The sequence below is a fragment of the Myxococcus xanthus genome (assembly GCF_006402735.1).
GTDB lineage: Bacteria > Myxococcota > Myxococcia > Myxococcales > Myxococcaceae > Myxococcus > Myxococcus xanthus_A.
This window is the reverse complement of sequence record NZ_CP017174.1, coordinates 2,051,455-2,065,477: the sequence shown is the minus strand read 5'-3', so window position 1 is coordinate 2,065,477 and position 14,023 is coordinate 2,051,455. Positions and strand designations below refer to the sequence as shown.

10 protein-coding genes are annotated in these 14,023 nt (G+C 65.5%); 8 read left to right on the top strand and 2 right to left on the bottom strand.

Features of this window, described 5'->3' with window-relative positions:
- Positions 1-336: 336 nt before the first annotated feature.
- From BHS09_RS08710 to BHS09_RS08675, 7 genes are all read left to right on the top strand, one after another.
- Entirely contained in the window at positions 337-1,161 is an 825-nt protein-coding gene (locus BHS09_RS08710) for a hypothetical protein (protein WP_237080243.1), read from the top strand.
- A 254-nt stretch (positions 1,162-1,415) separates the two neighbouring features.
- A complete protein-coding gene (locus BHS09_RS08705; RefSeq protein WP_237080242.1) occupies positions 1,416-2,093 on the top strand; it encodes a hypothetical protein in 678 nt (225 codons plus the stop codon).
- On the top strand, positions 2,090-3,406 hold the full coding sequence (locus BHS09_RS39225; protein ID WP_335929699.1) for a Kelch repeat-containing protein: 1,317 nt from the start codon (positions 2,090-2,092) through the stop codon (positions 3,404-3,406). Before BHS09_RS08705 ends, BHS09_RS39225 begins: the two co-directional genes overlap by 4 nt.
- Before the next feature lie 847 nt (positions 3,407-4,253).
- The gene (locus tag BHS09_RS08690) at positions 4,254-4,787 is read left to right on the top strand and encodes a hypothetical protein (RefSeq protein WP_140788914.1); all 534 of its coding nucleotides are present in this window, start codon (positions 4,254-4,256) and stop codon (positions 4,785-4,787) included.
- Positions 4,788-4,796: 9 nt separating this feature from the next.
- Positions 4,797-5,813, top strand: a complete 1,017-nt coding sequence (locus BHS09_RS08685) for a hypothetical protein (protein ID WP_174260512.1) — start codon at positions 4,797-4,799, stop codon at positions 5,811-5,813.
- Entirely contained in the window at positions 5,767-7,128 is a 1,362-nt protein-coding gene (locus tag BHS09_RS08680) for a Dyp-type peroxidase (RefSeq protein ID WP_335929698.1), read from the top strand. Before BHS09_RS08685 ends, BHS09_RS08680 begins: the two co-directional genes overlap by 47 nt.
- Positions 7,125-8,579 carry a dihydrolipoyl dehydrogenase family protein gene (locus BHS09_RS08675; protein WP_140797652.1) on the top strand — a complete coding sequence of 485 codons (1,455 nt, stop codon included), beginning with the start codon at positions 7,125-7,127 and terminating at the stop codon, positions 8,577-8,579. Before BHS09_RS08680 ends, BHS09_RS08675 begins: the two co-directional genes overlap by 4 nt.
- 187 nt (positions 8,580-8,766) lie before the next feature.
- Here the strand turns inward: BHS09_RS08675 and BHS09_RS08665 are convergent, their stop codons facing one another.
- A complete protein-coding gene (locus BHS09_RS08665; protein ID WP_140797651.1) occupies positions 8,767-10,191 on the bottom strand; it encodes a hypothetical protein in 1,425 nt (474 codons plus the stop codon).
- Positions 10,192-10,991: 800 nt separating this feature from the next.
- On the opposite strand from BHS09_RS08665, the gene BHS09_RS08660 reads away from it, so the two are divergent.
- Positions 10,992-12,122 (top strand): alpha/beta fold hydrolase, encoded by a 1,131-nt coding sequence (locus BHS09_RS08660; protein WP_174258695.1) that lies wholly within the window; start codon positions 10,992-10,994, stop codon positions 12,120-12,122.
- A 94-nt stretch (positions 12,123-12,216) separates the two neighbouring features.
- Here BHS09_RS08660 and BHS09_RS08655 read toward each other — a convergent pair whose 3' ends face one another.
- Positions 12,217-13,686 carry a serine hydrolase domain-containing protein gene (locus BHS09_RS08655; protein WP_140797650.1) on the bottom strand — a complete coding sequence of 490 codons (1,470 nt, stop codon included), beginning with the start codon at positions 13,684-13,686 and terminating at the stop codon, positions 12,217-12,219.
- Positions 13,687-14,023 lie beyond the last annotated feature (337 nt).

The following is a 14,023-nucleotide window of genomic DNA, read 5'->3' as shown; positions in this document are numbered from 1 at the left end:
CCGTCGGGCGCCCGACTGCTGGCACGCCTGACGCGCCCACGTCCCGCCGACTTGCCAGGGCCACGCCGCCGCCAGCGGTGCCCACGTGCGTAGAGGCTGACGACCCTGATTCGAGAGCGCTGAGCCACCGGCTCCGCCAGCGTCGTCTCCCGAGATTTTTGGGACGTCGGTGGGCCACCTCCCTCTTTCTTCTCGATTGCAGGGGCAGACACGCATCGACTCGCGCAGGACGTACGCACCTCGGGCATGCCTCATGCCCGGCCCTCCAATCACGTGCACGGCGCCTGTTTCAATCCTGACAAGGGGGCGCAAAGCCCCATCGAGAGGAGATGTCCCATGGGTTCAGTGACAGCGGTCGGTGGTTCTGGAGCTCCGAAAGTCGACCCCGCCGAAGCACAGCGCCGCGCGGAGGAGGCCCGGCAGAAGGCGGAGACGGCGCGGCTCGCCGCCGAGGCCAAGCGCAAGGCCGCGGCGTCCGCCCGGGACAACCTGACGCAGGCCAGGCGCGACGCGGATACCGCGCGACGGCAGAAGGCCGAGGCGGAGAAGACCGCCGCCGCTGCACGCAAGGCCGCGGAGAGGCCAGGACAGACGCCCGCAGAGGCGAAAAAGTCGAAGGAAGACCTCGCCGCCGCGGAGAAGAAGCTCAAAGAGGCCACCGAAGCATCCAGGATGGCGGCTCAGAAACTCCAAGACGCGGAGGAGAAGGCAGCCCTTGCCGCGAAGAACGCCGAAGAGGCCATGCGCAAGGCGAACGCGGTGGCCGTCGAGGAATCCAAGACGCCCCCCTACAGTCAGAAGGACATCGACAAGGTCAAGCCGACGAAGAACGAACTCGACTCGGCCTTCGAGGGCACGAGCCGAAAGGCAGAGTTGGAGAAGTTGCTGGGATTGACGCCCCCGCCGCCGCAGGAAGTCATCCAGACTGCCGGGAGCGGAGCAGCGCCTGGGGCTCCGTTCGACGCAATGAAAACGATGGACGCGCAGGACGTCGCCCATGGTCCCTTTGGGCAGACATACATGGACTCGTCCACCGACGCCTGGTTCCACCAGCGCCAGGGCTCCAACACAGGGGTGGTGCCTTCCGACGCGGCCCGCGGAAACACCGTCCCCCCCAGTCCGGATGGCAGCGCCCCATCCCCGGTGACGTCGAAGCAGTAAACGAAGTCGGACGCCATGCGCGAGAGGACATCATGCATCCTTCCATCTACGACAATGCAAGAGTCGTTTTGTCGAGCGGCCTGTCGCGACATGACACCTGCGTCTGGCTCATGTGCCTCGGGCTCTCCCTTCTCCCCCTGAGCGCCCGAGGCGACGTTTCCCCAGACGTGCACCGCTGTGCGGTCTCCATCCACCGATTGATAGGGGACCTCGAGTACGAGCGAGCACTGGAGGAGGTTGTCCACGGCAAGGCGATGTCGAAGAGGCCTGAGGATCAGGTCGTGCTGGCGCTCTACGAGGGCGTCATCATGGTGGAGTTGAGCGGGCGGTTGAGCGACTCCGAAGCCACCTTCAAGGCGGCCCTCTTCTTGAACCCCGCCGCGAAGTTGCCGCTGCTTGTCTCACCCAAGCTGAAGCGGCACTTCGAATCGATGCGCCAGGATGTCCTGGACGAGCTGGCCGCGCGAGGCGTCAATCGTGAGCCCCTGAAGATGGAGGCCCCCTCAGAGGCTCAGCGGGTTCAGGCGCCACGAGAGCCGCTTCCCGCGGTGGCCTCGGGACTCCCGGAGTCTTCATCGTCTCCAGTGCTAGAGGTGTCCGGCTCGCACTCCTCATTGCGAGACCAAGCGCTCATCCCCGCGGTGGCGGGAGGGGCCCTCGTCGCCACAGCGGGCGTCTTCTGGGGATTGGCGGAGGGAAAGAAGTCGAAGCTGGCTCACAAGGCGCAGCACATCGGCTCACAGGCCGAGGCCCGGAGCGTGGCCAGCAGCGCGCGCGGGCTGCAGACAGTCTCCGTGGGGCTGCTGGTGGGAGGCCTGGTGGGTCTGGGCGCCGCCACGGGAATGTACCTGCTGGGGTCGCCAGAGGAGCCAGGCCCCCTACAATTCGGGCTGGATGGGACGTCCGCGTTCGTGTCTGGAAGGTGGCCATGAAGCCCCTGCTTCGCTCGACAGCCCTTGGATTGCTGGTGCTCAGCGTCCATCTCGCTGCGTGCCTCGACGTCGATGAGGCGGTGGACCAATTCTGCAACAGGGAACCTGGCGTATGCCTGGATGACGCATCGGATGCGGGCCCTGATGGCAATGGCAGCCTGGATGGAGGTAACGATGGAGGTGGGCCGCACGGCGAGGACGGCGGGCCGCACGGCGGAGGGGACGGCGGTTCGGACGCAGGCACTGACGGGGAACCTCCGGATGGCGGGCGCGAACCGCCGGGGTGGAAGTCGGTGGCACCGATGCAGACGCGGCGCACAGGACATACGGCCACGAAACTGGGAAATGGTCGAGTGCTCGTCGTTGGTGGGAGTAGCTCGGGCAACACCCCCACGAACACCACGGAGTTCTACACCGTCTCATCAAACAGTTGGAGTCCTGGGCCAACCCTCGGGACGGCGCGCATGGACCACACGGCCACCCTGTTACCGAATGGAAAAGTATTGGTGGTCGGTGGCCGGGGCCCCGGAGGTGGCGCGCTGAACAGTGCCGAAATCTACGATGCGGCTGCGAATGAGTGGATTCCTGCCAATCCCATCCCACTCGGAGCACGCGCCAGCCATGCCGCCGTCCTGCTTCCCTCGGGGAAGGTACTGGTGGCGGGTGGCGGGGACTCGCCTCTCGACGGGCTGAACACCGCCGCGCTCTATCACCCGGGCAGCGACTCCTGGACAGATGCTGGGAACTTGAAAGTCAAACGCAACGCACTGACGCTCACCCTCCTGGAAACGGGCGTGGTGGTGGCCATCGGTGGCTTCAACGGTGATGGAGCGGAGACGACGGCCGAGGTCTACGACTGGACTCAGCCGGCTGCGGGATGGCGACTCCTCCCGGCGCAGATGGAACATGGGCGCAACGGGCACGCCTCCACGATGCTGCCTCCTGGAAGAATCTTGGTTACCGGCTCCCTCAAGGGTGAACCTGGGAGCGTCCTCAAGGCAGCGGAACTCTTTCAATTGAGCAGCACTTCGTGGACGCCCCAGAGAGAAATGATGGAAGCCCGTTTCTTTCACACGGCGACCGCATTGCCCTCGGGCGAGGTGCTGATTGCGGGCGGGTATTCCAGCCCCTACGCAATGCCACGTGCCTCCGCGGAGATATTCCGCCGAGATGGCTCCTGGGAGTTCATCGCCCCCATGTCATCGGCGCGCGTCTATCACACGGCCACATGGCTGGAATCAGGGAGTGTGCTCATCATCGGGGGGACCGACGGCGGTGCCGTACTGAACACCGCCGAGCGGTATGTCCCCTGACGCCTGTGCCTGTCTCGTACTCGATCGCTGCGTAGTGAGTTTCAAAGAACCCACTTCTTCAGCTTCTCGGGCCGAGCACCCACCCAGCGTCCGGGCCAGTTGCCTCGACGTCTGGCTTTCGTAAGCCACCCAGACTTCCTCCGGGAGGGCTACCTGCATTCCGCCGTAGTACTCGCACAGGGGTCCAGCAGCTCCCGCTGTATCGAGCCGATGACACTCTCTGCATAAGGATTCGGCCACGAACAACGTGCTGCACCTGGCACCTCGCGAATCCCCAGCGTGTCCCTATCTCGGTAGATGTCGCCCGGGGGCATCACGAGCTCGTCGTGGAGGAGGTGCGTGTCCGAGACGGCGACGATGCGCATCCTCGCAGTATGCCTCGCCGCCGCCTCGTTTTCACCCGAGTAGAAGACGCAGAGGGACCCTGTGTTTCTCGTGAAAGGCCCTGCCAGAGATGACAGGGCCTTTTTGCTTAACACGGACCTCGCGATGAACATCGCGGCGCCTTCGTGCCTGGTGCTCCTGCGTCGCCATCCCATACCTTGCCGTCGGACTCAGGTGCAGGTACCTGCGCTCCACCTCACATTGTGTGGGCGGCGATTCCATCTCGCAGCGGAGCGACCAAGTGCTCCGTCAACCCCCAGGCTGTGCGACTGTGCCTTTCAATTCCGAACGGTGACGGCACCAGCGCCTCACCGAAGGGCGTGATGCCGGATCCGAAATGGCTTCGCGGCCCAGCGCGCCGAGGCGACGGGGCAGCGTGTGCTCGTTCCGCTAGCGTCTACGTGCTTGCAGCTTCTAGGCCCCACCACAAGCTTTGAAGTGGACGCACAGAAGGAGCCTCGCGATGGAGATCAAGCCCCAGGCCATGGCCATTCCCAGGTCGACTGATCACCTCGAGCGGGGGAAGTACGGTCCGATTTTTCCGAAGACCCCTGCTTGTTATGGCTTCACGATTGTTGCCAATGTCAAGCCGGGGCGCGCCGATGCAATGCGCGGCTACGGCCAGAGGGTCGCCGAAGCACTCAAGGCCAACCCCGACCTTCTCGCGCCGCTCAAGCTCCACTACCTCCGCTGGGTGCTCTTCGATGACGACACCCGGTTCATGTATCAGGGCATCTTCGACACCGATTTCGACAAATACACCGAGGACGCGGTCGTACTCTTCACACAGTCCGGAATCAACACCGCCTTCGAGAACCTCGAAGGGTTTCCCACGGACTGGAAGACCAACACGCCTGCGTTCATCAAATTCATCCGAGACCACCAGTGCAACAGCTTTCTCGAGTACGGCGAGTACCCGTTCTTCACGGGCGATGAAATCAAGAAGGCGCTGAAGATCAAGGCCGCGCTCGCCGAGATGCTCGAGCAGATGCAGTAGAGGCATGTCATGAGCGAAACGTCGGGGCGGACGTACAACCAGAACCACGCGCCGAGGAGATACCTGCGGGGGCATCGGCGAGTCAGCGTCTACACGTCCTGGAGCTACCCCGGAGAAGCCAATCGAAACCCTGCCGAAATGGACAACCGATTCTCGACGATGACCGAGGTTCGCCGAGCCCTCTGGCCCGTCTACGAGTCCCCACAGTGGGCAGACCCGCTGAGGTTCCAGCAAGGAGTCGCGGGCTCACTGGAGCTCTTCTTCTGGGCATGGGTGAAGTTCCAACGGGTCATCGAGGAGGTCACCGGGCACCGGGTCCCCATGTTTCAGCGGGTCGATCAGGCGGGCTTCTCTCTGCCACTCGACGAGAGGGTCCTCTCCGATGCGGACACGCTGCTCGTCTTCGGCCTGGACCACAACGTCACCGGACAGGTGGCCGCCCCGGAGGAGATAGAAGCGGTCCGCGCATTCCTTGAGCGCGAAGGCACCTGCCTGGTGATAGGCCCACACCACGACGTCGGACACTCACCGGACCTGGAGGAGCGCGCCCTGGAACACGCCCATCATGGCGACCCGCTGGTGCCTCGTCAGCAACGCTTCGGCGGATATACGCGCTCGTTGATGAAGGGGCTGGGAGTCCCCGTCGAGAATCATTGGGGTCTGCGCCCTGCCGTTGTCGAAGGAACGAGCCGAAGCGTCCCTTTGACAGTGATGGAAGACCTGGATACGCGCGGCTGGCTCTCCGGGGTCCAGAACTTCAACTTCCACATGCACCTGCCGCACTACGCGGTCACGACGGAGGACTCCCATTCCGTTCGTGTCCTGGCGAAACAGCCGATCGACCTGACCAGGCCCCATCCCTTCACGAACGAGGGAAACACCGAGTTCAATGCGCTGGTGTGGATGCCGCCGAGCGACGGCAGGGCCGGCGACGTACTGGTCGCCGACTCCACCATCTTCAGCACCTTGTTCGGGGCGGATGAGAGCCTCGTGCGTTTCTGGAAGAACCTCGCCACGGCCCACTGAGATGCTCGAACTGGACGACATCCAGAGCGGAGTGCTGCGACCCCGCCCTTCTCCCTACGTCGCGACCTATATCCTCCTCCGCATCGATGACCGGAGCGCGGGGCGGGAGTTGATGGGGCGGCTCTGCTCGGTGGTGGCCTCGGCCGCCCATCCGAGCAGCCCGACCGCCGATTGCTGGCTCAGCGTCGCGCTCACGTATCACGGGCTCGAGGCGCTGGGCGTGCCACGAAACTCGATGGACAGCTTCGCATGGGAGTTCCGACAGGGGATGGCCGCCCGGGCGAAGGCACTGGGAGACGACGGCGAGAGCAGCCCCGAACACTGGGAGCCACCGCTGGGAACGAGCGATGTCCATGTCGTGCTGACGGCGCTTTCGCCGACGCAGGTTCAACTCGAAACGGCGCTGGAGCGCGCGCGCAAGGCGCTGCGGGAGCTTGGCGGCATCAAGGCAATCTGGCGTCAGGACTGCCACGCACTGAGCACCGGCAAGGAGCCGTTCGGCTTCAAGGACGGCATCAGTCATCCGGCCGTCGAGGGCAGCGGCATTCCAGGAAGCAATCCCCACGAGGAACCGCTCAAGGCAGGCGAATTCGTCCTCGGCTACCCCGACGAGACAGGCGGCGTGTCCCCGATGCCCTGGCCTGACGTCCTGGGCCGCAATGGGACGTACGTCGCCTTCCGCAAGCTTCATCAGCGGGTGGCCTCGTTCAGGCAGTACCTGAAGGCCACCGCGAGCAGCCGGGAGGACGAGGAGTCTCTGGCAGCGAAGATGATGGGGAGGTGGCGGAGCGGCGCGCCGCTGGCGCTGTGCCCACACCACGACGATTCCGACCTTGGCGCCGATTCGTCACGGAACAACGCCTTCCTCTATTCAGATGACCCGACCGGGTACAAGACGCCTCCCGCGTCGCACGTCCGGCGAGCGAATCCCCGCGACGCGTCCGTCGCCGGCGTGGTCAGACTCCATCGGATGATCCGGCGCGGAACGGCCTACGGGCCCGAACTGCCCGAGGGCATCCTCGAGGACGACGGCGCCGAGCGAGGGTTGATGTTTGCCTTCATCGGCGCGCACCTCGGACGGCAGTTCGAGTTCGTGCAATCGGAGTGGATCAACGGCGGTGACTTTCTCGGGCTGGGCGATGCGAAGGACCCCCTCGCCGGCGCGAACGACGGGACGGGCGTGTTCTCAGTCCCAAAGCGTCCCATCCCCAGGCGCATGCAAGGCCTTCCTCGGTTCGTGGTCACCCGTGGAGGCGAGTACTGCTTCATGCCCGGGCTCCGGGCTCTGCGGTGGCTGGCGGACCTCCGGACATGAACGGCTCGGAAAACATGGACGTCGTGGTCATCGGTGCCGGCCCCGCGGGGCTGCTCGCGGCGCTCCGCGCTGGCGACCTGGGCGCCCGGACCGCCCTTGTCACTCGCGACGCACTCGGCGGCATGGCGGCCCACGACGGGCCGGTTCCGGTGAGGACGCTGGCGCAGGCGGCACGGTTACTCCGAGACGCTCGGCAACTGGGGCGCTATGGCATCGCAGTGAGCGAGCCCGTGCTGGACTACGCACGGCTGCTGACGCGCGTGCGCGAGGTCGCCGGAGAGGTCCGCGCGCGAGCGGCCCTGCGCGAACAAATCGCCGCGGCGGGGGTCATCGTATACGAGCACGCCGGCGCGGCGCGCTTCGTGGACCCGCACACTGTCGAGACCCAGCGCCGGCTGTTGTTTCGAGCGGAGAAGTTCATCCTCTGCTCCGGCGGCGTGAGCCGGCGCCTCCCGGTCCCGGGATTCGATCTCACGGCGACCCACAGTGACGCTTGGAGCCTGACGACCGTTCCGCCGACCATGGTGGTCGTTGGCGGTGGCGCCACGGGAGCACAGGTAGCGTCGGTCTTCACTGCGTTCGGCACGCGGGTGCAGCTCTTCCAGGCGGCAGGGCGCATCCTGCCGACCGAGGACGAAGACGTGTCCACCGCTGTCGCGGAGTCCTTTCGTCAGGCCGGCATGGTCGTGCGCGAGGACTTCGGCGCCATTGAACGCTTCGAGGAGGCACCTGGTGGTGTGCGGATGGTCTTCGCCAGAGACAACCTGAGAGACAGCGTCGAGGCCGCGCTCGTCGTCGTCGCGGTGGGCTGGACGGCGGACACCTCCGCACTCAACCTCGCGGCCGCGGGAGTCGAGACCGACTCCCGAGGTTTCGTGCGCGTCGACGCGCATCTGCGAACCTCCGTGCCGCACATCTTCGCCGCCGGAGACGTGACGGGGCGCCGGATGCTGGTCCCCCAGGCATTGCAGGACGGGTTCGTCGCGGGCTCCAACACAGCGCGAGCGCCCATGATTACGGTCGCGGACGAGGTGTGTCCCATTGGCAGCTTTACCAATCCCGAGTACGCGCAAGCGGGCCTGACCGAAGCGAAGGCGCGTCAAACGCACGACGTCGCCGTGGCCGTGGTGCGCTTCGACACGACGACCCGGACCATCATCGATGGGCGAACGACCGGGTTCTGCAAGCTCGTCGTCGACCGTGCTACGCGGAAGATTCTCGGTTGCCACGTCGTGGGTGAGCGGGCGGTCGACCTGGTCCAGACTGCGGCAATTGCCATTGCGGCGGGAATGCGAGTGGATGAGCTGGCCCACGTTCCGCTATCGTTTCCCACCTATACCGGGGTCCTGGGGCGTGCGGCCGCCATCGCTGCCCGCCAGCTGCAAGTCGACGTGGACCGGGCTCCCATCGCAGAGCTTCTTTGTAGGCAGGATGGCGCGGCAGGTCCGTGAGGCCGTTGCGAGTGGGGGCGAGACTCTACGCAGCTCGGCGCGCGTCCCGGTGGTGGAGCCCGAAGACTTCCCGCAGCTCCATCACCTTGGCTCCACGCTCCGGGCCGTGGCGTTGGAGAACGACCCAGAAGAGGCGGTCGCCCCGGGCAAGCCTCGGGGATGGGCGCCTCTCACGGAAGACCGCGAGTCACTTCGTGGCGGGCACGGGGTCGACGGTGGTGTCCTGGCGCGGCGCATGGAGCGCGGGAGGCGATGCGCTCAGCGCGCCCAGGTAGAGCCGGCCGTGGAAGCCGTGGGGCTGATGGGAGGTGAAGAGCTGCAGGCCAACGGCCTGCTTGGAGGACTGCCGTGCCTCGATCGTCGGGCTGATGCCGAAGACGTTGCACTCCAACTCCTCGTCCCAGACGCTGTAGCGGCAGGCGAACTGGGTGCCTCGCTGGAAGCCCACATCCAGGGCACGCACCGAGGGCAGGGCGCGCACCACGCGAGAGCCCATGGGCTCGAAGTCGCCATCCCAGCTCACCTCCGTGGTGCGCGCGTGGACGCTGCCCGTGAGCACCAGCGTCCAGGCCTGGGGGCGCTTCGACTGGGCGTTCAGCAGGTGCTGGGCCATCTGCGCCTCGCGCTCATTGCCGTGGGCACTGTCGGAGTCGATGGCGGCCACGTCCACGTCCTTTCCGGAGACGCGCAAGCGGCGGGCCTGCTCGACGAGCCACAGCATGGCGCGGCTGCTGCGCCCGTCCTGGTATGCCCGGCGCCAGAAGGCGCTCCCCGAGAGGAGCTCCTGAACGGCCGCTGAATCGCCGTCGCTGGCGAGGTAGCTATCGAGGAGCGGCTGCTCGGAGACGGGAATGGACAGCGCCAGCGTCACCGGCAGTTCCTGGGCCGAGGCCTCGCACAACATCCGCAGCGCCGCGGACGGCACCTCCTGCGTGCCCAGGGGGTCCGCCACGAGCAGGACGCCTCCCGCTGAGAACAGGGACGAGGCTCCCGCCACGGGAACACCACACGCGGGAGCGGTGGAGGTGGCCGTGGTCCCACCCTTCTCGCCCCAGCTCTCCATCACCACCGAGCGAATGGGAACGGGGGAATTGCCGCCCACCAACTCCAGCGCGGGAGCCATCTCCAACCGCTCCAGCAGCTTCTGCTCGATACCCAGGTCGCGGTAGCCATGCGCCGGCCGGTAGCCCTCCAGCCCAGGGATATTGGAGAAGGCACCTGGCACGGAGAGATGCACGCCGGACTGACCGGGTACCTCCGCAGTATAGCCTCCCCCCTCCTGAGTGTACCTGATGCGAAAGACTCGAACGAGTGCCTGACGGGGCCCGAGCCGTTTCCCCTGGATGTAGTAGCGCTCGGGGGGGATGACGTCCGGAATGAAGGAGGAGTACATCTCCAGTCCCCCCTCCTTTTCCATCACGTCATAGCGGCTCTTCTCCAGGATGTACCGGGCCGTCATCATCGCGTCCTCGGCGGGCACCTGATAGACGACCTCGTGCGTGGGCGTCTCGTACCGCCCCGTCTCCGGATTGTACTGGGTGGCGATACCTCGCGTGGCGGTGGCGCACCCCACGCCCCACAAGAGCCCCAGCATCATTCCAAACCGCCGCATCGCATCCTCCCTGAGCCACAGTCCCTGGAGGCTGGTTTCGGGCCTCCTTGCCGCGTCAATCGCGGAAACGATTGGGCGCGTAGGACATACTGACATCGCCCGGTCGACGGTGGAATGGAGCAGGCACGGGGCTCACGGTGGTGACCTGGCGCAGCACCTGGAGCGCGGGAGGCGATGCGATCAGCACGCCCAGGTAGGGCCGGCCATGGAAGCCGTGGGGCCCCCAATTCGGTCGCCGCGTCATAGGCGCGCAACGACCACCATGAGCAGTGTGTCAAGGTGAGTGAGCGAGGCGCCGGTTCGGTGTGCCCATCGACGACCTCACGCGTGTCCCGCGCGGGTAGATTCTCCTCCGCCATTGCCAATTCGACTGCACTGAACAGGCAGCGACATCCCTCAGCGTATCCACGAGAGCAGCTCCTGCCCATGTTGCCCCTGGCCGTACTCCAGGGCAAAGCGATGGACGGGCAGGCCTCTGTTACGTCGAGGGAGAGGATTCGCATGTCCCGGTGACTCACCACCACGAATCCCAGCAGCACGCCAAACGTCGCAGTCGGAATGACAAATCAGTCTATTCCCGCGGACTCCGCCAGATGCAAGTGCACGAAGCTTCGCCAAGAGTGCGATGGTTTCGGCGTTCCCCATCCAGGCTGGGACACACCTGGTTGAGCCCTCTCACGCGACATCTACCTTGGCGCTCACCGGTGACGAAGCCAGAGCGTCCATGAGCGGCCGGGCATTGGCTCGGTGATCGGGCCTGTGCTATCCACGGGCATCACGAGCAGAGTCGAGGGGGAGTGATGCGCAAAGAATCGTGGCTAGCATTGGCGGCGCTGCTTCTGGGGAGCATTCAGGCACAGGCGCAGGAGGCGCCGGGCCCTCATGACCGAGCCGAGGCTGTCAAGATCATCGCGGAGCTCCGCAAGATCGTGGCGCCCGAGGGGATGGAGCGCACCGAGAAGCTCCGCCTCGGAGGCATCGACCAATGGGTCTCGATCCGCAGCCGCGACCTGCGCAATCCGGTGCTGCTCGTGCTCCATGGCGGCCCCGGCTGGGTGGCGATGCCGACGAGCTGGTATGTCGCGCACGGCTGGGACGAATTCTTCACCGTCATCCAGTGGGACCAGCGCGGCTCGGGCAAGACGTATGTCGCGAACGATCCGGCCATGGTCGCCCCGACGCTCACAGTCGAGCAGGTGCACGCCGATGCCGAGGAGCTCGTCAAATGGGCGCGCCAAACCTTCGGCAAGGAGAAGATCTTCGTCCTCGGCCATAGTTGGGGGAGCCTCCTCGGGCTCACCCTCGCGGAGAGGCACCCCGAATGGCTCCACGCCTATATCGGCGCCGCCCAGGGCATCGATGCGCGGGAGAGCGAGCGGCGCGGCTGGGCCTGGACGATGGAACAGGCGCGCGCGACGAAGAACGAAGAGGCGATCCGCGACCTCGAATCGATCGCGCCCTATGCCGTTGGCAAGAAGCCGGTGCCGTTGAAGGACATCCGGCTCCAGCGCCGCTGGCTCAATTTCTTCGGGGGTGCCGCCTATCGGCGTCCGGATGCGAGCTTCGAGGGCGCAGCGGTGAATCTGTCGCCCGAATACACCGACGAGGAGGTTCGCCAGGTCTGGAAGGCGCAGGAGCTCTCGGTCGAGAGGCTCCTTTCCGCGGTCCTGACGGCGGACCTGTCGCATGTGAAGCGGCTCAAGACGCCGCTGATCCTGTTCCTCGGACGCCACGACCACAATGTCTCGGCGATGGTTGCCGCCGAATGGTTCGCGGGCGTCAAGGCGCCGTCGAAGCAGCTCGTCTGGTTCGAGCAGTCGGCGCACGAGCTGATGGCCGAGGAGCCGGGCAAGGTGCTGCTCTCACTCGTCCGCCATGCCCGTCCGTTCGCCGAGCGCGCCGGCGATGTCGCGCCCGCCAGCACCAAATAGAGCAGGCCACAGAGGGGAAGGCTCCGCCCGCTCCCGCCTTTGCCTATCCAGAATTCGGTCGATTCCATCGCGTGCTGGCCGCGCAAGTATGTCTTCAGGGACTCTTGGCCGAGGGCTGCTCGATTTCCTTGAGAATTCGAACAGCGTCGGCGTTCTTCGGGTCGAACTCCAGTGAGCGGCGATAACTCTCGGCGGCGAGCGCTTTGTCCCCCCGAGCCAGGTAGGCCTCACCGAGGCTGTCGTGGACATTCCCATCCGTGGGGTACATCTCCACGTTGAGCTTGAAAATCTCAACCGCGTCCGCGAGGCGGCCTTCCTTCATGAGCTGGTAGCCGAGCCGGTTCAGCTCTCCGGGGTTGAACTTGTATTCATCAGGCGTCTGGGCCTTGAGGGTGCGGTAGGTGGCGATGGCCTCGGTGATGGTGCCCTTCGCGAGCGCCGTCATCACGGCTTCTGAGATGGACCGGCGGGGGGCCTGTGGCTTGACTCCGCGCAGGAGGCTCCAGATGCCGGACGCCAGCCCCTGCACGTTGGAACCACGGACGTTGGACAGGATGATGACGGCCTCCTTCGTCTCCGGCGAGCGGGAGATGATGGTGGAGAACCCCTCGACGCCGCCTCGATGGCTCTGGAGAGCGACCTCTGTCTTGCCGTCATCCAGCTTGGCGGACTGAACCTCCCAGCCAAACGCATAGCCCTGCAGGCCCGGGGTGAACATCCGCTGCTTGAGCGCTGGCGGGAGCAACGTGTCCCCATGGAGCGCCCGGTCCCACAGGTACAGGTCCTCCACCGTCGAGTACAACCCACCCGCGGCGAAGGGGGCATCCATATTGATGTAGGGGGCATTGCGGAGCCCGTCGGGCGTGGACACGTAGCCGCTCGCGCGCTTGGGGAGCACCGTCGCCGAGACGTCGTAGCCCGAGTTCTTCATCCCCACCGGGTCGAAGATTCGTTCCTGGACCACCTGTGCGTAGGGCTTGCCCGTCACCCGTTCGATGATGGCGCCGAGCAGGTAGTAGCCCGAGTTGTTGTAGGCGTACTTCGTCCCGGGCTCGAACTCCAGGTCGCCGCTGGCCAACTGCTTGATGAGCTCGGCGGCTGGGAAGGGATTACGAGATGCCTTCGCCACGAAGTCCGGGTGGTTGGTGAAGCTGGGGATGCCGGAGGTGTGATTCAGCAGGTGGGTGAGTGTGACGCGCGAGCCGGTGTCCTGGCGGTAGTCAGGGAGGAGCTTGCTGAGGGAGTCATCCAGCCCCACCTTGCCTTCGGCCACCAGCTGCATGATGACCATGGACGTGAACTGCTTGGTGATGGAGGCGATGCGGAACTTCGTATCCGGGGTGGCGGGAATCTGCCACTCGAAGTTCGCCAGCCCGTAGGCCTTCTTGAGGATGATGCCCTTCTCACCCACGACGAGCACCGTTCCATTGAATTGCCGGAACTCGTGGTACTTGGTGGCGAGCTTGTCTATCGACTCCTTCTTGCTCGCGGCCATGGCCGGGGAGACCCCGAGCATCAGCACCAGTCCCACTGCGACTCGAATGTACGTCCACCTCTGCATCATGCGGTCCCTCTCCCACGCGGATTCACGTATCCGGGGACCGACACGAACGAGCGCGGATTCGATTTCGTGGGGGAGAGGAAGTCGCCCACCCGCGCATACTCGATTTTGCCGGCGCCGTGTCCCAGCAGCGCCTTCACGTACCCCACGGCGGAGGCATGTGCTTCCCAGCTTCGGAAGTGAGGCTGCAGCCGGGCCTCTATCTCCTCCATCTCCGCCGCGAGCTGACCAAGCGCACGTCGCGCGCCTGCGTCCCTGCGTCGAGTGTTGACGACAGGGGAAGCCTCGTCTCCTTGTTCTTTCAACCAGGGAGCGCGTGGGGCATCTTCCGAGCTACAAC

What these genes read in the sequence shown, in the direction of transcription:
- BHS09_RS08675 (WP_140797652.1), top strand. Translation starts at nt 7,125, where the DNA reads ATGAACGGCTCGGAAAACATGGACGTCGTGGTCATCGGTGCCGGCCCC.
- BHS09_RS08690 (WP_140788914.1), top strand. Translation starts at nt 4,254, where the DNA reads ATGGAGATCAAGCCCCAGGCCATGGCCATTCCCAGGTCGACTGATCAC.
- BHS09_RS39225 (WP_335929699.1), top strand. Translation starts at nt 2,090, where the DNA reads ATGAAGCCCCTGCTTCGCTCGACAGCCCTTGGATTGCTGGTGCTCAGC.
- BHS09_RS08665 (WP_140797651.1), bottom strand. Translation starts at nt 10,191, where the DNA reads ATGCGGCGGTTTGGAATGATGCTGGGGCTCTTGTGGGGCGTGGGGTGC.
- BHS09_RS08660 (WP_174258695.1), top strand. Translation starts at nt 10,992, where the DNA reads ATGCGCAAAGAATCGTGGCTAGCATTGGCGGCGCTGCTTCTGGGGAGC.
- BHS09_RS08685 (WP_174260512.1), top strand. Translation starts at nt 4,797, where the DNA reads ATGAGCGAAACGTCGGGGCGGACGTACAACCAGAACCACGCGCCGAGG.
- BHS09_RS08680 (WP_335929698.1), top strand. Translation starts at nt 5,767, where the DNA reads ATGAGAGCCTCGTGCGTTTCTGGAAGAACCTCGCCACGGCCCACTGAG.
- BHS09_RS08710 (WP_237080243.1), top strand. Translation starts at nt 337, where the DNA reads ATGGGTTCAGTGACAGCGGTCGGTGGTTCTGGAGCTCCGAAAGTCGAC.
- BHS09_RS08655 (WP_140797650.1), bottom strand. Translation starts at nt 13,686, where the DNA reads ATGATGCAGAGGTGGACGTACATTCGAGTCGCAGTGGGACTGGTGCTG.
- BHS09_RS08705 (WP_237080242.1), top strand. Translation starts at nt 1,416, where the DNA reads ATGTCGAAGAGGCCTGAGGATCAGGTCGTGCTGGCGCTCTACGAGGGC.